Annotated in this window: 21 protein-coding genes and 2 riboswitches; of the genes, 9 read left to right on the top strand and 12 right to left on the bottom strand. The window is 65.2% G+C overall.

Annotated features, from left to right (window positions below):
- Nucleotides 1-79 precede the first annotated feature (79 nt).
- Nucleotides 80-200, top strand: a riboswitch (TPP riboswitch).
- 52 nt (nt 201-252) lie between these two features.
- Genes ACLLJI_RS19340 through ACLLJI_RS19330 form a run of 3 tightly spaced genes read left to right on the top strand, consistent with a single transcriptional unit; the run spans nt 253 to nt 3,449 of the window.
- Nucleotides 253-933 (top strand): ECF transporter S component, encoded by a 681-nt coding sequence (locus tag ACLLJI_RS19340; RefSeq protein ID WP_434615812.1) that lies wholly within the window; start codon nt 253-255, stop codon nt 931-933.
- Nucleotides 934-936: 3 nt separating this feature from the next.
- On the top strand, nt 937-2,655 hold the full coding sequence (locus ACLLJI_RS19335) for an ABC transporter ATP-binding protein (RefSeq protein ID WP_434615809.1): 1,719 nt from the start codon (nt 937-939) through the stop codon (nt 2,653-2,655).
- 11 nt (nt 2,656-2,666) lie between these two features.
- A complete protein-coding gene (locus ACLLJI_RS19330; protein ID WP_283558851.1) occupies nt 2,667-3,449 on the top strand; it encodes an energy-coupling factor transporter transmembrane component T family protein in 783 nt (260 codons plus the stop codon).
- A gap of 236 nt (nt 3,450-3,685) precedes the next feature.
- Here ACLLJI_RS19330 and ACLLJI_RS19325 read toward each other — a convergent pair whose 3' ends face one another.
- Entirely contained in the window at nt 3,686-4,339 is a 654-nt protein-coding gene (locus ACLLJI_RS19325) for a substrate-binding domain-containing protein (protein ID WP_434615806.1), read from the bottom strand.
- A 518-nt stretch (nt 4,340-4,857) separates the two neighbouring features.
- On the opposite strand from ACLLJI_RS19325, the gene ACLLJI_RS19320 reads away from it, so the two are divergent.
- Nucleotides 4,858-6,390, top strand: a complete 1,533-nt coding sequence (locus ACLLJI_RS19320; protein ID WP_434615803.1) for a UDP-N-acetylglucosamine 1-carboxyvinyltransferase — start codon at nt 4,858-4,860, stop codon at nt 6,388-6,390.
- A 24-nt stretch (nt 6,391-6,414) separates the two neighbouring features.
- Here the strand turns inward: ACLLJI_RS19320 and ACLLJI_RS19315 are convergent, their stop codons facing one another.
- The 10 genes from ACLLJI_RS19315 to ACLLJI_RS19270 all read right to left on the bottom strand — a co-directional run bounded on the left by ACLLJI_RS19315 (nt 6,415) and on the right by ACLLJI_RS19270 (nt 15,075).
- Nucleotides 6,415-7,752, bottom strand: coding sequence for an O-succinylhomoserine sulfhydrylase (locus tag ACLLJI_RS19315; protein WP_434615800.1), 1,338 nt, complete (start codon nt 7,750-7,752; stop codon nt 6,415-6,417).
- 21 nt (nt 7,753-7,773) lie between these two features.
- Nucleotides 7,774-8,172 carry a rhodanese-like domain-containing protein gene (locus tag ACLLJI_RS19310; RefSeq protein WP_434615797.1) on the bottom strand — a complete coding sequence of 133 codons (399 nt, stop codon included), beginning with the start codon at nt 8,170-8,172 and terminating at the stop codon, nt 7,774-7,776.
- The gene (locus ACLLJI_RS19305; RefSeq protein ID WP_283558637.1) at nt 8,169-8,381 is read right to left on the bottom strand and encodes a DUF1737 domain-containing protein; all 213 of its coding nucleotides are present in this window, start codon (nt 8,379-8,381) and stop codon (nt 8,169-8,171) included. Before ACLLJI_RS19305 ends, ACLLJI_RS19310 begins: the two co-directional genes overlap by 4 nt.
- A 68-nt stretch (nt 8,382-8,449) precedes the next feature.
- Nucleotides 8,450-8,570, bottom strand: a riboswitch (SAM riboswitch).
- Between the two features lie 92 nt (nt 8,571-8,662).
- Nucleotides 8,663-9,634, bottom strand: coding sequence for an aminodeoxychorismate lyase (locus ACLLJI_RS19300; RefSeq protein WP_434615793.1), 972 nt, complete (start codon nt 9,632-9,634; stop codon nt 8,663-8,665).
- A gap of 65 nt (nt 9,635-9,699) precedes the next feature.
- Nucleotides 9,700-11,907, bottom strand: a complete 2,208-nt coding sequence (locus ACLLJI_RS19295; RefSeq protein WP_434615790.1) for a chorismate-binding protein — start codon at nt 11,905-11,907, stop codon at nt 9,700-9,702.
- Between the two features lie 200 nt (nt 11,908-12,107).
- A complete protein-coding gene (locus tag ACLLJI_RS19290) occupies nt 12,108-12,728 on the bottom strand; it encodes a LysE family transporter (RefSeq protein ID WP_283558640.1) in 621 nt (206 codons plus the stop codon).
- Between the two features lie 123 nt (nt 12,729-12,851).
- Nucleotides 12,852-13,385 carry a GNAT family N-acetyltransferase gene (locus tag ACLLJI_RS19285; protein WP_434615786.1) on the bottom strand — a complete coding sequence of 178 codons (534 nt, stop codon included), beginning with the start codon at nt 13,383-13,385 and terminating at the stop codon, nt 12,852-12,854.
- A 69-nt stretch (nt 13,386-13,454) separates the two neighbouring features.
- Nucleotides 13,455-13,853, bottom strand: coding sequence for a type II toxin-antitoxin system VapC family toxin (locus ACLLJI_RS19280; RefSeq protein WP_434615783.1), 399 nt, complete (start codon nt 13,851-13,853; stop codon nt 13,455-13,457).
- Nucleotides 13,802-14,149, bottom strand: coding sequence for a type II toxin-antitoxin system Phd/YefM family antitoxin (locus ACLLJI_RS19275; RefSeq protein ID WP_434615780.1), 348 nt, complete (start codon nt 14,147-14,149; stop codon nt 13,802-13,804). The genes ACLLJI_RS19280 and ACLLJI_RS19275 overlap by 52 nt, the downstream gene beginning before the upstream one ends.
- Nucleotides 14,150-14,253: 104 nt before the next feature.
- A complete protein-coding gene (locus ACLLJI_RS19270) occupies nt 14,254-15,075 on the bottom strand; it encodes a methyltransferase domain-containing protein (protein WP_434615777.1) in 822 nt (273 codons plus the stop codon).
- A gap of 355 nt (nt 15,076-15,430) precedes the next feature.
- Here ACLLJI_RS19270 and dnaK point away from each other — a divergent pair, with 355 nt between their 5' ends.
- The 4 genes from dnaK (at nt 15,431) to ACLLJI_RS19250 (ending at nt 19,496) form a co-directional block, all read left to right on the top strand.
- A complete protein-coding gene (dnaK, locus tag ACLLJI_RS19265) occupies nt 15,431-17,305 on the top strand; it encodes a molecular chaperone DnaK (RefSeq protein WP_434615774.1) in 1,875 nt (624 codons plus the stop codon).
- A 2-nt stretch (nt 17,306-17,307) separates the two neighbouring features.
- The gene (locus tag ACLLJI_RS19260; RefSeq protein ID WP_283558646.1) at nt 17,308-17,925 is read left to right on the top strand and encodes a nucleotide exchange factor GrpE; all 618 of its coding nucleotides are present in this window, start codon (nt 17,308-17,310) and stop codon (nt 17,923-17,925) included.
- A 91-nt stretch (nt 17,926-18,016) separates the two neighbouring features.
- Nucleotides 18,017-19,009 (top strand): DnaJ C-terminal domain-containing protein, encoded by a 993-nt coding sequence (locus ACLLJI_RS19255; protein ID WP_283558647.1) that lies wholly within the window; start codon nt 18,017-18,019, stop codon nt 19,007-19,009.
- A gap of 49 nt (nt 19,010-19,058) precedes the next feature.
- A complete protein-coding gene (locus tag ACLLJI_RS19250; RefSeq protein ID WP_434615770.1) occupies nt 19,059-19,496 on the top strand; it encodes a heat shock protein transcriptional repressor HspR in 438 nt (145 codons plus the stop codon).
- 56 nt (nt 19,497-19,552) lie between these two features.
- Here the strand turns inward: ACLLJI_RS19250 and ACLLJI_RS19245 are convergent, their stop codons facing one another.
- Nucleotides 19,553-22,948: an SNF2-related protein gene (locus ACLLJI_RS19245; protein WP_434615766.1), complete on the bottom strand. Its 3,396-nt coding sequence runs from the start codon at nt 22,946-22,948 to the stop codon at nt 19,553-19,555.
- Between the two features lie 168 nt (nt 22,949-23,116).
- Here ACLLJI_RS19245 and ACLLJI_RS19240 point away from each other — a divergent pair, with 168 nt between their 5' ends.
- The gene (locus ACLLJI_RS19240; protein ID WP_434615763.1) at nt 23,117-23,491 is read left to right on the top strand and encodes a DUF1622 domain-containing protein; all 375 of its coding nucleotides are present in this window, start codon (nt 23,117-23,119) and stop codon (nt 23,489-23,491) included.
- Nucleotides 23,492-23,580: the final 89 nt, after the last annotated feature.

Below are 23,580 nucleotides of genomic sequence, written 5' to 3'. Positions count from 1 at the left end.
GCGCGAACAGCGGCCGTTGCACGAGACCGATGAGATGCCGCGCACGGGCACGGAGTCCGGTGTAGGCTGGGAGTTGCAATTAACACGACAGGGGAGCGCCGGATCCGTCCAACGGAACCGGGCGCTGAGAGTGCGGACAGCCGCAGACCCTCGAACCTGATCCGGCTAGTACCGGCGAAGGGAGTCGAGTTCTCTTCGGCATGCGGTGCCCTGCAAGCACCCTGCCGCCCCTCCTGAAAAGGAGGAAACGCAATGAGTAAGACACACGCGGGCGGAAACGGCCCCGAATCCACACCGACATCGCCGGACCCCGGATCGACACAGCCATTGGGCAGCGCCACAGGTGCCCGGACCGCCTCAAACTGGCGGGTCGTTGACATCGTCGTCGCCTCCGTCCTGGCCGTCGCCGTCGGCGTCATTTTCTGGCTCTGGTCCGCCGGCTACGCGGGCATTTCCATTATCACTGCGGCCTTTCCGCCGCTGGGCGGGCTCTATGGCGGCGGCTGGCTGATTGCGGGTGTGATCGGCGGGCTGGTGATCCGCAAACCCGGCGCGGCGCTGTACTGCGAAATTATCGCCGCCTTGGTCGAGGCGTTACTTGGCTCACATTTCGGCCTTACCGTGCTGCTGTCGGGCCTGGTGCAGGGTATCGGCGCGGAGCTGGCCTTCGCCGTCTTCCGGTACCGCAAATTCAACCTGCCGATTGCCCTGCTGGCCGGGGCGATGGCCGGTGTGGCCATGGGAATTCTGGATAATCTGGGGTACAACGCGGAATGGGATGTGGCGTGGAAGACCGTTTACCTGGTCTTCGGCGCGGTCTCCGGTGCACTCATCGCCGGGCTGCTCTCCTGGCTTGCGGTCCGCGGACTCGCGAAGACGGGTGCGCTGGCCAATCTGGCGTCCCGGCGGGCCGCGGCGGAGTCTGCGTTCTAGGACATGGCTAGCTACGACAACGGCGGAACCCGGGAGGGCGTTCGGGCCGCCGCGGTTTCCGCGAAAGGTTGGGGCTGGCAGCATTCCGGGCGCGCGGCGCAGGCCGTCCACGATCTGGAACTGGAGATCTCCCCGGGGGAGCGCGTGCTGCTGCTGGGGCCCTCGGGGGCCGGAAAATCCACCCTGCTGCATGCCCTCGCCGGGGTGCTGGGGGCGGATCAGGATGCAGCGGAGTCGGGCCTGCTGACGGTCGACGGCGAAAATCCCGCCGCCCGCCGCGGGCGTGCCGGCCTGATGCAGCAGGATCCGGAAGCGCAGGTGGTGCTCTCGCGGATCGGTGACGATGTGGCGTTCGGTGCGGAAAATCTTGCCGTTCCCCGGGACGAGATCTGGCGCCGGGTCGTCGGCGCACTCGATGCCGTCGGACTGGATTTTCCACTGGACCGTGCCACCTCGGCACTCTCCGGCGGGCAGAAACAGCGCCTTGGTCTGGCCGGTATTCTGGCCATGCAGCCGGGTCTGCTGCTGCTGGACGAACCCACCGCGAACCTTGATCCCGCCGGGGTGCTTGAGGTCCGCGACGCCGTGCTGCGGATGCTGGACCGGACCGGGGCCACGATGGTGGTGGTCGAGCACAGGGTGGCGGTCTGGGTGGATGCGGTGGACCGGATCGTGGTGCTCGCGCCAGGGGACCGGGGCCACGGCGGCGGAGTGCTGATTGACGGTCCGCCCCGCCAGGTGCTGATGCAGGCCCGGCAAATGCTGACCGGCGCGGGAGTCTGGGTGCCCGGCTATGTGCCCGCCACCCGCCCGCGCACCCGTACCGGGGCCGAAATGCTCCGCGGGCCCGCTGCTGGCGCTGCGGTCCAGACATCCTTCGGGTATGTCAGTCCGGCGTCGAGCGGCCCCGGCAGTCTGGCCGGCGGCAGCTCCGGCAGCGGGGATCTACTGCTGCACGCTGGGCAGCTCGCGGTGTCGCGGCAGGCAACGGATAGCCGAAAGCGCGGCCGTGCCGCACGGCACCCGGCCATAGCGGCGTCGTCGGGCGTCGACCTGACGGTGACCGCAGGTTCGGCGCTGAGCATCACGGGGCCAAACGGTGCCGGGAAATCGACGCTCGCCCTCACCTTGGGCGGATTGCTGCCGCCGTTGGACGGAGAGCTGCGCGCCGGCAAAGGACTGCGCCGTGGGGCCGGACCGGAACCCCATCGGTGGAGGGGAGGAGAGCTGATCCAGCGCATCGGCACCGTGTTCCAGGAGCCCGAGCATCAGTTCATCACCGGGCGTGTGCTGGACGAGCTGAATTTCGGACCGAAAATCCTGGGCCGGGGGTCCGATCGGGTGGGGGAGCTGCTGGAACGGCTACGGCTGACGCATCTGACCGAGGCCAACCCGTACACGCTCTCCGGCGGTGAGAAACGCAGGCTCTCCGTGGCCACCGTACTGGCCGCAAGCCCATCGCTGCTGGTGCTGGACGAGCCGACGTTCGGCCAGGACGCCAATACCTGGGCCGAACTCGCGAGCCTGCTCACGGAACTGCTCGATGCCGGCACCGCGGTGATCTCGGTGACCCACGATGAGGATTTCACGGAAGTGCTAGGGGGAGCGCGGCTCCGGCTTTCAGCCGACGGCCGGCCCCTTGAAGCTGCGCGGTCCGAAGCTGCGCCGCAAAGAGTTGCGCGGTCTGACGTTGCCCGCAGCGGTGCCGTGGGTGCCCGGTGAGCCTTGATGTGATGGCCGGTCCCCGGTCCACTGCCGTGTTGGCGAAGGCGAACCCTCTCTCTAAACTGGCTGCCGCGCTGGTCCTGACAATCGCCTTACTGCTGAGCGTGGACTGGGCGTCGGCCACCGTGGCGTTGGTCTGCGAACTGGCGGTGCTGCCGCTTGCCGGTCTGAGCGTCCGGACGTTGCTGCTGCGCGGCTGGCCGATTCTGGCCGCGGCGCTGGTGGGCGGCTACGGTTCGGCGCTGCTGGCACCGAAGACCGGGGCGGTGCTGCTGGACTGGGGCCCGTTGCTCTTTACCGAAGGCTCGCTGGAGTCCGGCGTCGCGATTATGCTCCGCGGAATTGCCATTGCGCTGCCGGGACTGATCGTGCTGGCCAGTACCGACCCGACGGATCTGGCGGACGCGCTGGCGCAGAAAATGAAGCTCCCGCACCGTTTTGTACTCGGGGCCCTGGCCGCGATGCGCCTCGTCGGCCTGCTGGTGGAGGAATGGCAGACCCTGGGGATGGCGCGGCGTGCCCGCGGTGTGGGCAGTGGCGGGGGATTTGCCGCGCGGTTCAGGTCGTCCCTCGGACAGGGAATGGCACTGCTGGTCCAGGCTGTCCGGAGGGCCTCCCGACTGGCCGTGACCATGGAAGCCAAGGGCTTCGGCGCAGGACCGCGGAGCTGGGCCAGGGAATCCACGTTCGGACCGATGGACCCGTGGGTCTTCGCCGCCGGACTGCTGATCGCCGCCGCAGTGGTGGGCGCCGCCGTCGTACTGGGGACCTGGAATCCGGTGCTCGGGTAAAACGACCAACCACATGGAATCCGCGGGTTCCTGAGAGCGCAGGAACCCTATTGCGTTCTCTAGGACCCGCGGGTTTTCCGCTGTTCCCAAGTGGCCTGGGTTTCCCGGGCTGACCTTCGAAGCATGAGTCTTGCGCGCATAAAGCGTGAGTTCCGTCACGCTTTACAGCGCGAGATGCCTGCGGTGGCCCTGGTGGAGGTTTTTGGAACCGGCTCCGTGACAAAGACGGTCCATAGCTACCCGACCCCAGCATCGCACTTTGTGGTGCGTCCACGCGTCGCCATTGTCACCATACACAAATTGGCGTTGTGAAAGAGCTGCCGCGTCAAAGCCCCGCTGATTACTTTCCCTGCGGCCCTGCCGCCCTTGTGGCCGGGGAAGGGGGAAGGGGGGCCTGACCTAGCGGGGCCGGCACGCTGCGGTTCGTCGTCATAGCCAACGATGCTCAGATCTTCCGGGACGCGCAGCCGCAGCCGGCCGCAGGCAAGTAGAACGCCCACCGCCACGCGGTCATTGGCGCACACGATCCCGGTGGGCCGATCCGTCCGAGGTGTCCGGCCGTCGTCGTTGGTTAAAAGGTGCATGGCGGCGGCGAAACCTTTGTTGACTTCCCACGCGGTGGTCACAATATTCGTCGCCGGCAAGTTCGCAGCCGCCATGGCCCGTTGGAAACCATCACTACGGCGCCCCGGGGCGACGAGTTCGTCCGTGCCGGCCAGGAATGCAATGTCGCGATGGCGGGCGTTGATCAGGATCTGGGCTGCGCTGCGCCCACCGGAGAGCTCATCGGGGATGACAGAGCGGAGCGCGTTAGCGGGATCGAAACTGTTGGCCAGAATTGCCGGGACGCCTGCCATAACCGGGGCCGGAATGTGCTCGCGCAAACTCATGGCGGCGAACATGCCCCTTGGAGGAGCTTGCCGGCGAACGGCCCTCCAGCGGGCGACGGCGTTGGGAGTGTAGTTGAGTTCCTTGGCCGCAGCCAGAATGCGTTCCTGCTTATCCTTGGCGATATTGCCGTCTGTGCCGGCCGTTAAGGACTAAACTGATGGCGCTGCGCGACACGCCCGCCACGCGGGCAACATCGAAGGAAGTGGCTTTCCGTGGCACCTCCTGAATCGTGTGAGGCCAGCGTAACTCAACCCATGTGACAGGGGTTGCAGCCTCCTCGACCCGGCGTGCTGGCCTGCATGGTTTACCCGGTTTGGCACCGGACTGCGGCGTGGTGAAGGCGGCGCAACATCCGGGTAGAGGTACGGTTGACATACGCGGCGGTTCGTTGCGGTGCAAGGCCGATTATCCCCGCAAATATCGCACCACCTGGTTAGGGTGCCGGTATTAGCGGCAAGATCGCGTTGCGGGTCGTCAATTTGACACTGTTTATGCACTTCATGATATTAGTAGAGGTATGACTCAGGTAGCTGCGGAATCCGTTGGAGTGTTGGTCCGGGACGCCCGCACCGATAGGGGCTGGACCCAGGGCCGGCTGGCCGCCGAGCTCGGCACGAGCCAAAGCGCGGTCGCCCGGATGGAACAGGGGAAACAAAATCTGAGCCTCAAGATGATCCAGCGGATGGAGTCCATCTTCGGCCGCAGCATCGTCAACGTCGGCGGGAGCGGCAAGCCGCGGATCACCCATCTGCGCGTGGTGGGTGGACATCAACTCTCCGGCAGCGTAGACGTCAACTCCAGTAAGAATGCCGGCGTCGCCCTGCTGTGCGCCAGTCTGCTGAACCGCGGCTCCACGACGCTGCGCCGGCTGGCGCGGATCGAGGAGGTCAACCGGATCGTCGAACTGCTGACCAGCATCGGTGTCGAATGTACGTGGCTGAACGCCAACGATCTACTGGTCCGCCGACCCGCCGTGCTGAACCTGGCCGCCATGGACGTGGAGGCCGCGCGGCGCACCCGCAGTGTCATCATGCTGTTGGGGCCGCTGCTGGATGAAGAGGCCAGTTACCGGCTGCCGTATGCCGGCGGCTGCGATCTGGGAACGCGCACCGTGGGTCCGCATCTGCAGGCGCTGCGTGAATTCGGGCTGTCAGTCAAGGCGCATGCTGGGTTCTACGCCATCCAGGCTCCCGAGGCCGACACCGAGGACCGCTCGTTCGTGCTGACCGAGCGCGGGGACACCGTGACAGAGAATGCCATCATGGCCGCAGCCCACCGTGAAGGCACCACCGTGATCCGCAACGCCAGTCCCAACTATATGGTCCAGGATCTGTGTTTCTACCTGCAGGGACTGGGCGTTCGTGTGGACGGGATCGGCAGCACCACGCTGACCATCCGGGGCAAGGCCAGGATTGACGTCGACCTCGAATATTCACCGTCCGAGGACCCAATCGAGGCGATGAGCCTGATCACGGCCGGCATTGTGACGGGTTCCGAGGTGACGATCCGGCGCGTGCCGATCGAGTTCATGGAAATCGAGCTCAGCGTGCTGGAGCAGATGGGCTTCCGGTACCGCAAGTCCGACGAATACACCGCCCATAACGGCCATACCAGGCTCGTGGACATCACCACTCTGCCGTCCGAGCTGACCGCGGCGGCGGACAAGATCCACGCCATGCCGTTCCCTGGGCTGAACATTGACAATCTTCCGTTCTTCGCCGTGATTGCCTCCTGCGCCCAGGGGTCGACGCTGATCCATGACTGGGTCTATGAGAACAGGGCCATTTACCTGACCGAACTCAACCGGCTCGGCGCCCGGGTTCGGCTGTTGGATCCGCACCGGATCGATGTTACCGGCCCCACTCGCTGGCGCGCGGCGGAAATCGGCTGCCCGCCGGCGCTGCGTCCGGCCGCCTGCATCCTGCTGGCGATGCTGGCGGCGAAGGGCACCTCCGAGCTGCGGAACATCTACGTGATTGAACGGGGTTACGAGGATCTGGCCGAGCGGCTGAACACACTCGGCGCCGAGATCGAGTACTTCCAGGACTGAGCGGCGGTCGCTCGCCTTGGTCGGTTACGCTTGCGTCGCGGCGAGGGCGGTGGCCAGATCCCGGGTGAGGTCCCCGATGTCCTCCAGACCCACCGAGAGCCGGAGAACACCGTCAGTCAGCCCGATCGCGGCCCGGCCTTCCGGTCCCATCGCCCGGTGTGTCGTCGTGGCCGGATGCGTGATCAAAGACTTCGCATCGCCCAGGTTGTTGGAGATGTCGATGATCGTCAGGGCGTTGAGCAGGGCAAACGCGGCGTCCTTCGCCGTCGTGCCGGACGCGGCCCCTACTGCGCGTTCTGCGTCCTTGTCCGCCACTTTGGGTTCCCCGGCCATGCCCGCCACTGTGGGTTCCCCGGCCCTGGCTGTATTAGCCCGGCTCACAGGGGGAGCTTGGCCGGCTGCGGCCAGCTCGAAGGTGAGCACGGTTCCACCGGCCTTCATCTGTGCACGTGCCATTTCAAACTGCGGGTGCGAGGGCAGCAGTGGATACCTGACCCAGCTCACCGCGGGATGCTGTTCGAGGAACTCGGCGAGCCGCAGGGCATTTGCCGCGGAGTGCGCAACGCGCAGCCCCATGGTCTCGAGCCCCTTCGTCAGCACCCACGCGTTGAACGCCGACAGTGCCGGACCGGTATGGCGCATCAGCTGCTTGACCGGACCGTCAATAAACTCCTTGGTGCCCAAAATGGCGCCGCCAAGGACGCGGCCCTGCCCGTCGATGTGCTTGGTCCCGGAATACACGATCACATCCGCGCCCAGTTCGCCACACTTTTGCAACAGCGGGGTGGCGAAGACATTGTCCGCCACCACCTTGGCTCCCGCGGCATGGGCCAGTCCGCAGACGGCCCGGATATCGACAATTTCCTGCATCGGGTTCGACGGCGATTCGAAGAATACCGCCGTCGTGGGCACGGATAATGCCTCCCGCCACTGGCCGAGATCCGCGCCGTCAACGAAGACCGTCTCTACGCCCCAGCGCGGCAGGATCTCATTCAGGATCACGAAGCAGGAGCCGAACAGCGAACGGGCCGCGACCACCCGGTCGCCTGCCGCCAAGAGGGCCCCGAGGGCGGTGAAAACTGCGGACATCCCGGAGGCGGTGGCGAAGCAGGCTTCCGTGCCCTCGAGCAGCCGCAACCTTTCCTGGAACGTGGCGACGGACGGATTCCCGTACCGGGAGTAGACGAAACGGTCCACCTCACCGGTGAAGGCCGCCTCCGCCGCCTCCGCCGATTCATAGACATAACCGGAGTTCAGGAACAGCGCCTCCGAGGTCTCCTGGAAGTTGGAGCGGTCCAGGCCACCGCGCACCGCCTGGGTATCCGGCGCCCAGCCCGGAGCATCCTGATTAAAATTGCTCATCTCAGTCCTTTAGCTCGGAGCCTATTTGCAAGGGAGCTGGCGGTTTTTCCAGCCGTTGACGATCCGGTCCCCGTAAGCATCCGGGACGCCCTCGAACCCTTCCAGCACATTCCAACTGGTGAATCCGGCGCCCGACGCGGCCTCCGCGGCGCTGACCGAGCGCACGCCGGAACGGCAAAGGAAGACCAGCTCGGTCTGCCCCTCATCGGGGGCCTGGGCGCGCAGTTCGTCGAGGAAATCCGGGTTCAGCACGCCGCCGGCCAGGTTCCACTGGATCAACAGCGGGTCACGTCCGGTCATCGAGGTGTCCGGCACGCCGATGTGGTGCCATTCAGCCTCGGTGCGCACATCCACCAGCACGGCCCCGACCGCGAGCTTGTCCCAAGCCTGTGCCGGGGTGAGGTCGCCCGCGTAGCTCATTTGACGCCGTCGTCCGTTGACCCGGCACCGGGCAGAATGACCGCCTGCGCGGCAACGGTCCGGCCGCCGTCGAACGCCAGCGACGGGCTGCCATAGAGAATATAGCCTTCGGCCAAGGCGGCACTGACGCGCTCGCAGAACGAATGGTCATCCGGACCGGTGAGCAGCCGGTAAGTCAGCGGGGTTTCTTTGGCGGGTGTAGCTGTCAAGGTAGTCTCCTCATTGCAATCGAAGGGTGCAAGCGGAAGGTGCAGACAGCCCGGGGCCTTGCCGGGAACGTTCACGCTTGCAGCCCGTGGCCGTCAAGCCAGGTTTTGCCGAGTAGTCACCTGAGGCACCCCGCCGGAATAGAGGGTTGCCGGCCAGCAAGTCAGGGCTTGGCACTGGCGCTCGTTACTCATCTAGAAAATTAGCACACCGACGGATCAGCCGGTCAACAGGACGCCGGACTGTGGCGCCGGATGACGGGGGCTGATGCCGGACTGAGGAGCTACTCCGCGTCGTGGATCAGTTGGTTCAACTCGGCGGTAAGGCCGGCGCGCACGTCGGGGCTGCCGATTTCCCGGCCGTCAATATGATTCACGGGGGCGAGCAGCCGGATACTGGAAATCAGCCAGACGCCGTCCGCGTCGAAGAGATCCCCGGGCTCCACGGGGCCGTAACCCAGCTCCCAGCCGGCGGCCTTGGCGGCCGTAAACAGCGCACCCTGCGAGGTGCCGGGCAAGATTCCGCTGTCCAGCTGGGGCGTGATCAGTCGCTTGACCCGGTCGGGCCCGCCACCTTCGGCATGGGCCAGCAGAACGGACGACGTCGGGCCCTCCAGCACGCGCCCGTCACCGCTGGTGAAAATCACGTCGTCCGCGCCATGCACACGGGCGTAGCGCAAGGCCGCCATATTCACCGCGTAGGACAAGGTCTTGGCACCCAGCAGAAGCCACGGCGCACGCTCGGCGATGGAGCTGTCGTAACCGCGTTCCAGCAACAGCACATCGATTCCGCTTTCGCGTTGCGCCCGACCGGTGGCGGGAGGCTCCGAGGCCTGGACCCAAGCCGTCGGGATCGTGCTCCCCTCGACGCCGCGGGTGACGATGAGCTTGAGCACCATCTCGTCGGGGATGTTTTCCGTGGCGCTCATCCGGCTGTCTTCTCCGGTGCCGCCGGCCCCAACCGCGCCTCCGGCCCGGGCGGAGGCGCGGTTGCGGCGGAATTCGGTGACCGCCGTCGTCATGGCACGCCGCCACGCGTCCTGGGACGGTATCTGCAGATCCATGGCCCGAGCGGAGGAATCCAGCCGGTCCAGATGCGCCTGGGGCTTCCGTGGCGTCCCGCCGACCACCAGCAGGGATTCGAAAACCCCGTCTCCCCGGGTGGCTCCCTGGTCCGTGGCCATCAGTGTGGGCTTGCTGGCGTCGGCAATGCGTCCGTCCGGAGCGGAGGGGTCCAAGAATACCAAAACAGTCATGGTTCAGCTTAGTGCCGCGGGCAGGCCGCCTTTCGGCCCACCCGGGCTGGGCGCGGCGCGGTGGGCTAGCCGGGAAAGACCGTGCCGAGGGCCGAGAGCACGCCGTACGCCTTCGCCTGGATCTCCAGCCATTCCTCCTGCGGAACGGAGTCCGCGGTGATCGCACCGCCCGCGCCCAAACTGAGCCGACCGCTGCCGTCGTCCGTCGTTTCGATCACGAGCGTGCGGATGGTGACGGACAGGTCGGCGGCGCCATCGAGGGAAAAATAGCCGATGGCGCCAGAATAAATTCCGCGAGGGGCTGCTTCCAGCCGGTCCAAAATGGCCATGGTGCTGATTTTTGGCGCGCCGGTCATGGAGCCGGCGGGGAACGCGGCGGCCACGGCCTCGGTGCGGGTGGACCCGGGCCGAAGCTGCGCCTCAATGGTGCTGACCATCTGGTGCACGGTGGCGTAGCTTTCCACAGCGCAGAGACGGGGAACCGAGAGCGAATCCGGCACGGCGAAGTGCGAGAGGTCATTTCGGAGCAGATCCACAATCATGATGTTCTCCGCCCGGTCTTTCGCCGAGTTTGCCAGCTCGGATTTCAGTGCCGCGTCCAGGTCCGGATCCGGATGCCGACGCCGGGTGCCCTTGATCGGCTCCGCCCGCATCGTGCCGCCGGCGGTGATCCGCAGGAACCGCTCGGGCGAGGTACCGGCGACGGCGAGTGCGCCGAAGCGCAGGTAGCTGGCAAAAGGGGCCGGATTCCGTCGGCGCAGCTGCCGATAGGTCCGCCACGGATCGAGCGGGACCGCGGTGGTAGCCGTGAGCGACGTCGTCAGGCAGATCTCGTAGGAATTACCATCCGCAATCTGCGCCTGGGCCCGGGCGATTTTGTCCTGGTAGGCTGACTCAGAATCCCGGATGGTGAACACCGGCGCTTCGGCCCCGGCTCCGGGCCCCGTCGTCGGCGGTTCGCTCGTCAACTGGCCGGTCGTCGGCGGCCCAAACTCCGGCGAATCCGTTGGGAGCTCATCGGAAGCGAGCGCTTCGACAGCGGCGCGAGCGGCATTCAGCCAGGCCGCCGCTTCCGAAGCCCCGGCAGCACCATCCGTGCCATGGCCCTGCTGGGAGAGGGCCAATAGGTAGACGCAGCGGCGGGCATGGTCGACGACGACCGCCCGCCCGGCGAAAATCAGTGCGGCATCATCTGGGCGTCCGGCTGTTCCCGGCCCCGCTGCATCCGCTCCTCCCGTTTCCCGTTTGAGTTCATAGCCCAGGTAGCCAAGCCAGCCGAGGGCGAAGCCGCAGTCATAGTCGTCCGGGGTACGGACGGCCTTACGGCCCCAGACGGTGTCCAGCCAGCGGAAAAACGGGTCCTGGACACGGGCCGTCACGGCGCCCGTCCTGACTTTGGTCACGCCGTCGCCGTGCCGGGCAAACTGACCGTAACTGCCGCCGTCGTCCGCCATGATGGAGAACCGGCTCCGGGTGTCAAGGGCCGCCGTGGCCTGCCCGACGGGAGCCTGCCCGGCGGAAGCTGCCCGAGCCGTTCCGGGAGCCGACCGGGAATCGGCGTCCGAGCTGTCCAGCCAGACGGAGTTTTCGGACCTGCCGTACAGCGTCTCGAAAAGCGACTCCTGGTCCGGATAGGCCTCGAGCCGCCGCACCTCCAGCTCCAGCCCGCGGCGCCGGGAGCGTTCCGGTGCCAGCAGCGCCTCCAGCGGCGGCAGGGAAGTCAGCGCCAGCAGCACCTGGGCCGGCACGGAGTCATCCGCACGCCCCTCAACCAGCAGGTCTGCGGTCGCGGCGGCCCCCCCTGCGGCCAGCAGCTCATCCTCCTGGTCGGCCCAGGCATCCCAGAACGGCGCAAATGTTACGCCGTCCCTGGCCAGCGCACGGAACTTCCGCTCGCCCGGCGCCGCCTCTACCCATACGATGGTGTCCAAGTAGGGTGTGGCCGACGAATGCGCCGCCCCAACGCCTTCAACGATCACGATCTCGGCTGGCTCCGTGACGCGTGGTGCGCCGTCGTAGTGGTTTTCCCAGTCCCAGCTGGTCCACTGCGCAGGCAGGCCCTGCCGCAGCGGTGTGAGGACGGTGCTCACATAGCGCTCCACGCCGGCGGCCAGCCCGTTCCAGCCGGGATAAATGTCCTCAAGATGGAAGACCGAGACTCTGCGGTGCTCGCGCAGCAGGGCAGCGAGCTCCAGCGCCAACACGGTTTTCCCCGCTCCGGAGCGGCCGTCAATGCCGATGATCACCGGCGCGGTGCTGCTAGCGCCGAACATCGGCAGCCCCCGCCGAGGCTTGGGCACCGCCGCGAAAGGATGACGCAGGCATTGGCCCGGCCATCGGCGGACGTCCACGGTCTCCGGTGCGGCGGGCAAGGTTCCGGTAGGGCAGCGTCATGACAACAGTGTAACGAGGGGGCCGTCAGTACCGCCGACGGGGCGGCTGGTATGCGGCTGCGGGACGCCGACGGCTATCGTCAGAGGACCACGAGCAGGGCGCCGACGGCGATGAAGAGCAGACCGAATATCCTGTTCAGCGTCAGCTGCCCGCGTTCGCTGGCCGTGAGATGTTGGAGCTGCTTGGCTCCCGCGGCGAAGATCAACCACATCACCACGACGTCAATCAACACCACGGTTGCCGTCAGGACCACGTACTGCTGCGCCAATGGCTCCTGCGGGCGGATGAATTGCGGCATGAAGGCGAGGAAGAAGACAATCGCCTTGGGGTTGAGCAGATTGACCCAGAGACCGCGCAGGAACATGGAGCGGCGTGCCTCGCGGACCCTGCCGGTGGAATCTTCCGCGCTGGTGTCGGCCTTCGCCAGCAGCTTGCGGATGCCGAGGTAGACCAGGTAGGCGGCCCCGGCGTACCGGATGATGTGGAAGGCCAGCGGCGAGCTGGAAACCAGAAGGCCGACGCCGGCGGCAACAATGACGATTTGGATGATGAGCGCCAGCTGTTGGCCCAGAATTCCCCAGATCGCGCGCCGGAATCCCGCCGTCAGGGCGTTGCTCATAGTGTTGATGGCTCCCGCCCCGGGGGTGAGGCTGATCATCGCGCCAGCCCCGACCAGGGCCAGCCAGAGGGAAAATTCCATTAGGCAAGCTTAAAGCGTGCGAAACGGCCTGCCGTCACGCCGCGGCTTTCAGACGCGAGCGCAACAACCCTGTCGGGCACAAGCCTGTCGGGCACAACCCTGTCGGGCACAAGAATTTGGCCTCTACGGTGCAGCTGACGGGGCCGGCTCAATCCAGTAGCGCCGTTTGCCGTTGCGGCTGTCCTCGTAGACGCCGCCATTGCACTCGATGGTTGCCCGCGAGCCGACGTTCGCCTCGTCGCAGGTCAGTAGAACCCGATTAATGCCCAGGATCCGCGCTATCGGCAGGGCGTCACGGAGTGCCTTCCGGGCGTGCCCTTGCCGCCGCGCACTCGGACGAATGCTGTAGTCGATATGACCGCCCTGCTCGAACAGGTAGTCGGTGAGCTGGTGCCGGACGGCGATCGAGCCAAGAAAGATGTTCCCTTCAACGATCCAGCGGTAGGTGCAGGGGACGAAGCCTTCCTTGCGCTTCGTCTCCGGCAGCGCGTCCGCGATCAGTGCGGCGGTGAAACGTCGAAAGGTTTCCGGATCCCGCAGCTCATCCAGCCGCCAGTCCTCGGCGCCTGCACCATCGAGATGACCGCCGTCGAACTCCGCGGTGCCGGCCAGCCAGGACGCGTGGAAACGGATGTCGGGAACGATGAGAGAGGCCATGATTCGATCTTAGGGGCCGACGCGGCAAGGCCCCCTGCCACCAGGCAGCCCCGTCACCAATGGAACCCGTCACCAAAGGGTCTCCAGACCGGCGAGACCGGCGAAAACCGGATCGGCGGTGATCAGTGGCATACCCTCAATCATGGCCTGGGCGGCGATGATGCGATCGAAGGGGTCGCGGTGCTGCCAGTCAAGTTGGCCGGCTTCCAGCGCATGCAGTCCTGAGATCGGCAGCTCTTCGGAAGTGAGCTCCAGCACATGACGGCGGTAGCCCACGAAGAGTGCGTCCAGATCCGGCAGGCGGCCGATGTGGTGCTTGTAGGAAAGTTCGTGGGCGGTGACAGCCGAGGCAACCAGCACATTGTCAATCGATTGGATGACGCGGCGGGCTTTGGTGGACAGCTTGCGCGGCTCAGTCAGTGCCCAGACAACGGTGTGGGTGTCGAGGAGATAAGTGGCTGTTCCCATAACTGCAGTTCCTCCTCCGGCGCGGGCTCGAGAAAGCCTTCGGGAAGCCGGCCCTTGACGAAACCGAGGCGGCGTTGGGTGGGTCGCTCGATTCGGACGAGCCGCGCGACCGGCTTGCCCGCCTTCGCGATGACGACGTCTTCGCCGTTCTCAACCAAATTCAGCAGCTCAGAGAGCCTCGTTTTTGCGTCCTGAACGTTGTACTGACCCATGTAGACCAAGTCTACTTGGTCAACCTCCGCAACATAAGGCTCTGCCCGGTAATGGTATGGATAATCTGGATGTTCGTAGCTCATGAATCGACGCTAGCGGGCCGGATGGCAACGGTGGAAGACGGTGACCCGTCAATGTGGGCAACCGGGATCCTGGAAGGCTCTGTGGAGGAGCGCAGGAGAGGACTTCAGGCCCGGGCGATGACCTCCCCGTTTGGGATCAGGAACCAGCCGTCCGCGGCGGCGCCCCAGACGCGCCAGCCGGCGGAGATCCGCTCCAGGCCGGCCCGGTCCGCCAGTCCATAGTTCAGTGCCTGCTTGGCGAAGGCGGAATGAACGATCCGGTCCGCCCAGACTTCGGCGTGCCATTGTCGCTGCTCGTCCGTGGCGTAGAGCCAACTGGCCGACGACGGCGTGATGTCCGTGAAACCGGCAGCCTGCGCCCAGCTGATCAGGCGACGGCCGGCGTCGGGCTCGGCGCGGTTGTGCCGGGCCAACTCCTGATACAGGGACATCCAGTCGTCCAATTCGGGCAGCTGCGGATACCAGGACATGCCATGGAAGTCGGCATCCCGCACTGCCACGATGCCGCCGGGCTTGGTGACGCGGCGCATTTCCCGTAGAGCCGCAACCGGATCGGTCAGATGCTGCAGCACCTGGTGGGCGTGAACGACGTCGAACTGGCCATCGGTAAAATCGAGGTCATAAATGTTCCCGGTCAGGAAGCTCAGATTGTCCAGATGCTGTTCCGCCGCCAGCGCCTGGGCCTGGGCCACCACCTCCGGCGCTCGGTCCAGGCCGATAACCTCGCCGGGGGCCACCAGGCGGGCGAAGTCCGCGGTGATGGTGCCGGGACCGCTGCCCACGTCGAGCACGGAGAGCCCGTGAGTCAGGTGCGGAACCAGGTACGCGGCGGAGTTTGCGGCGCTCCGGGCCGCATGCGAGCGCAGCACGCTCTCATGGTGGCCGTGGGTGTAGACGTCGTTCTTGCTGGGCCCATGTTCGCTCATATGGGGGACAATACGCGCGGCCCGCTGCCTCCGCCAGCGTTGCTCGCGCCTTGATACGGAGTACGCAGTGCCGGTGCCAACGTGGCGGAATATACATCGCTACCCCGGCGTGGGCTGGGCATCGCCAGTGACTGCGGTCCGGTAAGCCGACGACGGCGGCCGCGTGCCGCCGTCGTCCGTTCGCCTAAAGTGAAACTTGAGTCTACTAGGCTCAACTTGATTTGACATCGATTCAGGCCTGAGTAGGGTTGAGTGCAGAACGCTCAATGGACCGCTGGTTGAGCGGAGTCGGCGGGCCTCGAAGGTTGGGGCCGGCGGCGAACTCCGGCAGCGGAAACTGAAAGGAAACGCCCTTATGTCACGTGCAGTAGGAATTGACCTCGGAACCACGAACTCCGTCGTCTCCGTACTCGAAGGCGGCGAGCCCACCGTCATCGCCAATGCCGAAGGCGGCCGCACCACGCCGTCCGTCGTCGCGTTCTCCAAGACCGGTGAGGTCCTGGTCGGCGAGATCGCCAAGCGCCAGGCCGTCAACAACATCGACCGCACCGTCGCTTCCGTCAAGCGCCACATGGGCACCGACTGGAGCGTCGCGATCGACGACAAGAAGTACACGGCGCAGGAAATCTCCGCGCGCATCCTGATGAAGCTCAAGAACGACGCCGAAAGCTACCTGGGTGAGAAGGTCACCGACGCCGTGGTCACCGTACCGGCGTACTTCAATGACGCCCAGCGCCAGGCCACGAAGGAAGCCGGCGAGATCGCCGGCCTGAACGTGCTGCGCATCGTCAACGAGCCGACCGCGGCGGCCTTGGCCTACGGACTGGATAAGGGCAAGGAAGACGAGCTCATCCTGGTCTTCGACCTCGGCGGCGGAACCTTCGACGTCTCCCTGCTGGAAGTCGGCAAGGACGAGGACAATTTCTCCACGATCCAGGTCCGCTCCACTTCCGGCGACAACCGCCTCGGCGGCGACGACTGGGACCAGCGCGTCGTGGACTACCTGCTCAAGCAGCTCAAGGTCAAGGGCATGGATCTGTCCAAGGACAAGATTGCCCTGCAGCGTCTGCGTGAGGCATCCGAGCAGGCCAAGAAGGAGCTCTCCTCCGCGACCAGCACCAACATTTCGCTGCAGTACCTTTCCGTGACCGCCGACGGCCCGGTGCACCTTGACGAGCAGCTGACCCGCGCCAAGTTCCAGGAACTGACCTCGGATCTGCTGGAGCGCACCAAGAAGCCGTTCCACGACGTGATCAAGGAAGCCGGCATCAAGGTCTCCGATATCGACCACATCGTGCTCGTCGGCGGATCCACGCGTATGCCCGCCGTCTACGACCTGGTCAAGGAACTGGCCGGTGGCCAGGAGCCGAACAAGGGCGTCAACCCGGATGAGGTGGTGGCCGTTGGCGCGGCACTCCAGGCCGGCGTCCTCAAGGGCGAGCGCAAGGACGTGCTGCTCATCGACGTCACCCCGCTTTCACTGGGCATCGAGACCAAGGGCGGCATCATGACGCACCTGATCGAGCGCAACACGGCCATCCCGACCAAGCGTTCGGAGACCTTCACCACCGCCGATGACAACCAGCCCTCCGTGGCCATCCAGGTCTTCCAGGGCGAGCGCGAGTTCACCCGGGACAACAAGCCGCTGGGAACCTTTGAGCTGACCGGCATCGCACCGGCCCCGCGCGGGTTACCGCAGGTTGAGGTCACCTTCGATATCGACGCCAACGGCATCGTGCACGTGTCCGCCAAGGACAAGGGCACCGGCAAGGAGCAGTCCATGACGATCACCGGCGGGACCGCGCTGTCCAAGGATGACATCGACCGGATGGTCCGCGAGGCCGAGGAGCACGCCTCCGAGGACAAGGCCCGCCGCGAGCAGGCCGATACCCGCAACAGCGCCGAGCAGCTGCAGTACTCGGTGGCCAAGATCTTGGCCGACAATGACGACAAGCTGCCGGAAGACGTCAAGACGGAGGTTTCGGCAGATGTCGACGCCCTCAAGGCCGCGTTGGCCGGGACCGACGACGACGCCGTCAAGAGCACATTTGAGAAGCTGCAGGCTTCCCAGTCCAAGCTCGGCGAAGCCATCTATGCCGCCGCCCAGTCCGAGGCTTCCGCCGCCGATGGTGCGGCGGGTGCCGATGCCGGAGCGGCTGGTGCTGACGGCGCCGGCGCCGATGAAGATATTGTTGACGCCGAAATCATCGACGAAGACGAGAAGAAGTAATCATGGCCAACCACGGTGACGATGCGGATAGCGCAAACGAGCAGTCGCCGGTCGAGCCGGCCGGGACCCCCGAAGAGGGGGCCGCGGCAGACTCCGCTGGCGCGGCGGCCAAGGCTGCCGATGGCGACGCGCTGTCCCAGGCCGAGGACATTCTCAACGGTGTCGAGGTGCCCGCCGAGGAATCGGTCGTTCAGGGCTCTGCAGCCGAGCTGGCCGCGGAGCTGAAGAATGATCTGCTGCGGCTCCAGGCGGAATATGTCAACTACCGCAAGCGCGTGGAGCGCGACCGTGCGGTGGCAGGGGAGATGGCCGTCGTCGGCGTCCTGAACTCGCTGCTGCCGGTGCTGGACGATATCGATGCCGCGCGCCAGCACGGCGATCTGGCGGACGGGCCGTTCGCGTCCATTTCCGTCAAGCTGGAGAACACGTTGAAAACGTATGGTCTGACGCGCATCGATGAAACCGGTGTAGCGTTCGATCCGACCGTGCATGAGGCATTGATCCAGCAGCCGGGCCAGGACGTCGAGATCGATACGGTCAGCCAGGTGCTCCGCGCCGGCTACCGGACCGAAGCCCGCGTCCTGCGCGCAGCCCAGGTTATTGTGGCCGTACCGGCCTGACCACCATCGAGTGAGCAGTAGGTGTCCTTTAGAGCCCCTATTCGTGCATCTACTGCTCACTCGATCCACGAATGTTTAGAAAGGAGACGCCTTGGCAAGTCAGGATTGGGTCGACAAGGACTTTTATAAGATCCTGGGCGTTTCCAAAGACGCTTCAGCGGCCGACGTCAAGAAGGCCTACCGCAAACTCGCCCGCAAATACCACCCGGACACCAATCCCGGCGATGCGGCCGCGGAAAAGACCTTCAAGGATATTTCCGAGGCATACTCGGTGCTTTCCAGCAGCGAGGACCGCGAACAGTATGACGCCATCCGGGCCATGGGCGGCGGTGCCCGGTTCAGCGCCGGCGGCGCGGGAACGGGCGGCCAAGGAGCCGGCTTCGATGACCTCTTCGGCGGCCTCTTCAACGCCCAGCGTGGCGGCGGCGGAGCACGCAGTCGCGGGACGCAGGGCTTCGATGCCTCTGGGCTTCCGCCCGAATTCGCCGATCTCTTCGGCGGCGGTGGCGGTGGGTTCGGCGGGTACCAGCCGCCCCCCACGAAGGGAGCGGATCGGACGGCGTCCACCACGATTTCCTTTGCTGGTTCAATCCGCGGTACCACGATTGGGCTGCGGGAACCGTCCGGCGAGGTCATCGACGTGCGGATCCCGGCCGGCATCAAGGACGGCCAGAAGGTCCGCGTCCGCGGCAAGGGCCAGCAGGGAGCGGCAGGCCCGGGCGATCTGATGGTCACGGTGCAGGTTAAGGCCCATGAATTCTTCATGCGCGACGGCAACAATATCCGCATCCACGTGCCCGTCACCTTCCCGGAGGCAGCGCTCGGCGCCGACATCTCGGTGCCCACGCTGGCCGGCGACCTGGTCAAGCTCCGGGTTCCCGCGGGGACGCCATCCGGGCGCACCCTGCGTGTCAAAGGCAAGGGCGTGACGACGGCGAAAACCTCCGGCGATCTGCTTGTCACCATCGACGTTGCGGTCCCGCGGAAGCTCAGCAAGGAAGCCGAAGAAGCGGTCAAGGCATTCGCGAAAGCGACAGCCGACGGCGATCCGAGGTCTGAACTGGCGGCGAAGGCCCGATTGTAGCGGGACCTGGGAACGGCAGGCGGGAGTGTCGAAGTGAAAGGAGAGGGCATTGGGCATAGATCCAGGCATCCCGATTTTCGTCATCTCGGTGGCGGCGGAGTTGGCGGACATGCACCCCCAGACGCTGCGACAATATGACCGATTGGGGCTCGTTTCGCCCAGCCGCGCTCCTGGTCGCTCCCGCCGGTATTCCCAGCACGACGTGGACACGCTGCGCGAGGTACAGCGGCTTTCCCAGGCGGGAGTTTCACTCGAAGGCATCAAGCGCATCCTCGAACTGGAAAACCAGGTCGCTGCCCTCCGGTCCCGGGTCGAAGAACTGACCGGAGAGCTGGCCTCCGCCGGCTCCGATGCGCGCCGCCGCCGTGGACGCGACGCGGCCCGGGTATTTGCCGCCGGCTTGGCGGGGGATGTGGTGACGCTGACCCACGGCCAGCGTCCGCGCCCGCGATCCCAGGCCGTCGTCGTCTGGCGTCCACAGCTCTAGCCGGTTGCCTTACTACCGTCACTACCGTCACGGCCCGGGCTGGTCGTAAGTTTGGGCTAGTCGCTGAACAGCCCGGCCAGATCGGCTGCGGTCAGCGCCCCGCCGGAGAGCGGATCCCCGCTCATAACGTCGGCAAACAGCTGCGACTTCTTGGCCTTGAGCGCCATGACCTTTTCTTCGATCGTGTCCTTGGCGACGAGCCGGTACACCATGACGTTCTTCTCCTGACCGATCCGGTGCGTCCGGTCCACAGCCTGGGCCTCCGACGCGGGGTTCCACCATGGATCCAGGATAAAAACGTAGTCGGCCTCGGTCAGGTTCAGCCCGAACCCGCCGGCCTTCAGGCTGATCAGGAACAGCGGCGCCGTGCCCCGTTTGAACTCGTCGACGACCGCGCCCCGGTTCCGCGTGCTGCCGTCCAGATAACAGAACTTGGTCCCCTGCGTGGTGAGCCGCTGCCTGACCTTGCTGAGGAACCCGGTGAACTGGCTGAAAATCAGTGCCCGGTGGCCCTCTTCCAGCACGTCTTCGAGCTGTTCAAAGAGGACATCGAGTTTGCTGGACCGCACGCCTTCCAGCGCCTCGTCCACCAGCGACGGGTCCAGACTGAGCTGCCGCAGCAGGGTCAGCGACTGGAAAATGGTGAAGCGGTGCTTATTAACGTTTTCCAGCAGACCCAGGATCTTCTGCCGTTCGCGCTGCAGATGGGTCTGGTAGACCTTCTGGTGCCGCGGATTGAGCGTTACCTCGAGCACCTGCTCCTGTTTGGGAGGAAGGTCCTTGATGACCTGTTCTTTGGTGCGCCGCAGCATCAAAGGCCGCACGCGGGTCCGCAGCTTGGCCAGTAGATCCGGGCTCCCGGATTTTTCGATCGGTCTTTGATAAAACTCGGCGAAACGTTTGGGGCTCGGGAACAGGCCCGGCGCCACTATCGAGGTCAGCGTCCAGAGTTCCATCAAATTGTTTTCCAGCGGCGTGCCGGTGATGGCCAGTTTGAAAGGGGCAGCCAGCTTGCGGGCGCACTGATAGGCCTTGGACTGATGGTTTTTCACGAACTGCGCCTCGTCCAGGATCAGCCCCGCCCAGGGATGGGAAGCGTAGGATTCGAAGTCGATCCGGAACAGCGCATAGGAGGTCACGACGATGTCGGCGGCGGCAAAGAAATCTCCGGCGTTGAGCCGGCTCTTGGCGAACGTTTCCCCTATCGCCGAGGTCCTCAGCCCGGGGGCAAAGCGCAAGGCCTCGGCCTGCCAGTTACCCACCACGCTGGTCGGTGCCACGACCAGGAACGGTGCCGAGTCCGGCTTCTCCTCTTTGGCTGCACAGATAAGGGCGAGCGTCTGAACGGTTTTCCCCAGTCCCATGTCATCGGCCAGGACGCCGCCCAGACCGCTGTTGAAGAGAAAACTGAGCCAGTTGTACCCCTCAAGCTGGTACGGACGCAATATGGCGTTAAGGGCTTCCGGTGCCGGCAGCGGTTCCGTGTCAGCCCCGCGCAGTAGTCCCTCAACAGAGCTGCGCCACGCCGCCGCCTGCTGATCCACGAGCCCCAGCTGCGTTAGCTCGTCCCACAGCCCGGCCTGGAAGCGGCTGATAGTCAGCTCACCGGCGGTGCTGTCCTGCAGGCCGCGAGCCTCATCGATGAGTTCGCGCAGTTTAAGAAGTTCGGGGAGATCCAGCGAAAAATGGGCACCGCCGGGCAGCAGCATCCGCGTATGGCCTGCCGCCAAGGCGGAAAAGACATCGGAGAAGGACACCGGCTCGCCTTCAAGCGTGATCACAATGCCCAGATCGAACCAGTCACGGTCGTTGGTTGCGGTGGTGGAGATACTGACCACGGGCGCCTCCACGGCTTCCCTATAGTCGGCTATTTCCCCGACCGTCTCGACCTCGACACCGGGCAGGAGCGCCAGCGCCGGCAGCACCTTCTCGGTGAAGGCCAGCGTGTGCAGGCCCTGGAGCGTGACGGCCGCACTCAGCCGGGGTTCGCCCCATAGGCTATTGGCTGATTCGCCCATCGGCGGCACAACCGACCATGGTTCCCCGACCGCTACCAGAATGCGGGCCTCCGCCACCTCATCCCGGGACCCCGAATCCTCCGGGCGCCCCCACAACGGCCGTGCGCTCACGCGGGTCCCTGCCGCATAGTGCCACTCCCAATGCAGCCGAAGTGAGTGATCCTGCCCAAAGTTGGCCAGCAATGAAAGAGTGGGCGCCGACAACGCCGGCAAATCCACTGAATGGTCGGCGGAGACCACATCCGCTGCGCGCTTGAGCTGCGGATAAAATTGCGTCAGGAACCGTTCCTCATCCTGGGCCGGGATTCGAACCTTGGCTGCACCGGTCACGAAATCCAACAGCTGTTCGGAGGACGGGGATTCCAGCGGGGCGAGAGTGATGATGCCAGGAACTATGGCGTCCGGCGCGTTCTGGACAGAGGTATCGGGCAGGAGCCCGTCGTCGTCGGCATAGAACAGCCCGTGGGCCGGCCTGCCGATGGAACCCACGATGGCCGGAGCGACGGGGCTGCCACCGACGACGACGAGAGCGCCGAGATCGAGGCCGCCGTCCTCAGGACGGCTCAGATTCAGTTGGACGACGGCGGTATGGTCAAGGACGCGGATGGGCTCCATCGAGCCGCGGCTATGAACCAAGTTCAGCCCTATGCCCTTGGCCTCGGACAAGAGTATCCACAGGTTCCTGCCGGCAAAGGTGTTAAGCGACAGCCACGGTGGCACCGCGCCCTGATGGTGGAGCACGGGGGAGTGCGAGCCGAGGAATTCGATCAGCCAATCCAAATGGCTTTCGTTGAACTTGCGACCGAAGTTCAGATAATTCAGAGTGCTCCAGCCGATGCCGGTGCGGAGCCATTTGCCCTTGGCACCCATTGCAACGGGACGGACATTGAGCTGTGGCTTGCTGGGACTCTTGTCCCGGTATCCGCTGATGCCTCGGCGGCCGGCCGGTGAGAACTGTGGGACGGGCTGTTCAATTTCAAACTGCAGGGCGAGCGGTGGCCGGTCATCCTGCGGGGTGATCGCCCTCGTCGGAAGCAGATTCTGCAGCGCCTCCTCCCAGCCGGACGATTCCCCCGTTGCAGTGGTGCCGCTAGGGGGCGCGGTAGCGCGGGCGCCGAGCAGCGCTCCGATGAATGGATCGTCTTCGCCGGCGAAGAGAAGCGCCGCGACGTGCTTGCAGTTCTGCCGGACGGGGCAGCTGCAGATACCCCCGGTGCAGGACCATGCCCCATCAACTCCGTGGACGAGTTTGGCTGTGGCGTTATATACGGTGGTTCCGGCTACCTCGCCTCGCAGCAACCCCGTGCCTGGTTCGAATTCGATCCCGGCGACGCGGTCTGACCTGAAATAATCAAATCCGGCAGCGGCGGATTGTTCATTGATTCCGGCGGCCCGGGTAACCAGTTCCGAAGAGCCGGCGGGGGGAAACGTCACTGAATAGACTTCCTGCAGATTATTTAGGGGATCTGAAGACCAGACCTCTACTGTTCAATCTTAGGCGGCGGCAGGACCCGCATCGCAGCCGCGGCCTGCGTTGTTCGGCCGCTGAGCCAGACAAAGTGGCCCGACCCGCGTGGAGTTGACTTGGATTGAGAGGACGTCATGGATTTTCAACGCATTATCGAAGCCGCCGGACAGTATCTGGACGCTGCCGGAGTGGCCGTCATGATCGTTGGGGCATTGGTATCTTTTCCGTTGGCCCTGCGCGGCTACCGGCCAAAGCGGGTGGCAGTGGCCGGCAAGCTATCCCTGTACACGGCGTACCGTCAACTCCTCGGGAGGTCCATTCTGCTGGGTCTTGAGCTGCTGGTGGCCGCAGACATTATCCGGACCGTCGCAGTGACCCCGACGTTTACCAGCGTGGGGGTGCTGGCCGTCATCGTGATTATTCGTACGTTCCTCAGTTTTTCCCTGGAGTTGGAAATTACCGGACGGTGGCCCTGGCAGAAGCAGCCCGACCCAGCGGTAGCCGTGTAACGCGGTAAGGGCCCCTCACGCACGGAGCCATACAGCATTCGAAAGTCCCATTAGAAAATTCCATTAACCTACCAGATTGACGGAACAGA

This window comes from Arthrobacter sp. A5 (assembly GCF_051131705.1).
Taxonomy (GTDB): domain Bacteria; phylum Actinomycetota; class Actinomycetes; order Actinomycetales; family Micrococcaceae; genus Arthrobacter_M.
This window is presented reverse-complemented; position numbering and strand designations above follow the sequence as displayed.

Coding starts and splice junctions, on each gene's coding strand:
- ACLLJI_RS19340 (WP_434615812.1), top strand. CDS start 253: ATGAGTAAGACACACGCGGGCGGAAACGGCCCCGAATCCACACCGACA.
- ACLLJI_RS19335 (WP_434615809.1), top strand. CDS start 937: ATGGCTAGCTACGACAACGGCGGAACCCGGGAGGGCGTTCGGGCCGCC.
- ACLLJI_RS19330 (WP_283558851.1), top strand. CDS start 2,667: ATGGCCGGTCCCCGGTCCACTGCCGTGTTGGCGAAGGCGAACCCTCTC.
- ACLLJI_RS19325 (WP_434615806.1), bottom strand. CDS start 4,339: ATGAGTTTGCGCGAGCACATTCCGGCCCCGGTTATGGCAGGCGTCCCG.
- ACLLJI_RS19320 (WP_434615803.1), top strand. CDS start 4,858: ATGACTCAGGTAGCTGCGGAATCCGTTGGAGTGTTGGTCCGGGACGCC.
- ACLLJI_RS19315 (WP_434615800.1), bottom strand. CDS start 7,752: ATGAGCAATTTTAATCAGGATGCTCCGGGCTGGGCGCCGGATACCCAG.
- ACLLJI_RS19310 (WP_434615797.1), bottom strand. CDS start 8,172: ATGAGCTACGCGGGCGACCTCACCCCGGCACAGGCTTGGGACAAGCTC.
- ACLLJI_RS19300 (WP_434615793.1), bottom strand. CDS start 9,634: ATGACTGTTTTGGTATTCTTGGACCCCTCCGCTCCGGACGGACGCATT.
- ACLLJI_RS19295 (WP_434615790.1), bottom strand. CDS start 11,907: ATGTTCGGCGCTAGCAGCACCGCGCCGGTGATCATCGGCATTGACGGC.
- ACLLJI_RS19290 (WP_283558640.1), bottom strand. CDS start 12,728: ATGGAATTTTCCCTCTGGCTGGCCCTGGTCGGGGCTGGCGCGATGATC.
- ACLLJI_RS19285 (WP_434615786.1), bottom strand. CDS start 13,385: ATGGCCTCTCTCATCGTTCCCGACATCCGTTTCCACGCGTCCTGGCTG.
- ACLLJI_RS19280 (WP_434615783.1), bottom strand. CDS start 13,853: ATGGGAACAGCCACTTATCTCCTCGACACCCACACCGTTGTCTGGGCA.
- ACLLJI_RS19275 (WP_434615780.1), bottom strand. CDS start 14,149: ATGAGCTACGAACATCCAGATTATCCATACCATTACCGGGCAGAGCCT.
- ACLLJI_RS19270 (WP_434615777.1), bottom strand. CDS start 15,075: ATGAGCGAACATGGGCCCAGCAAGAACGACGTCTACACCCACGGCCAC.
- dnaK (WP_434615774.1), top strand. CDS start 15,431: ATGTCACGTGCAGTAGGAATTGACCTCGGAACCACGAACTCCGTCGTC.
- ACLLJI_RS19260 (WP_283558646.1), top strand. CDS start 17,308: ATGGCCAACCACGGTGACGATGCGGATAGCGCAAACGAGCAGTCGCCG.
- ACLLJI_RS19240 (WP_434615763.1), top strand. CDS start 23,117: ATGGATTTTCAACGCATTATCGAAGCCGCCGGACAGTATCTGGACGCT.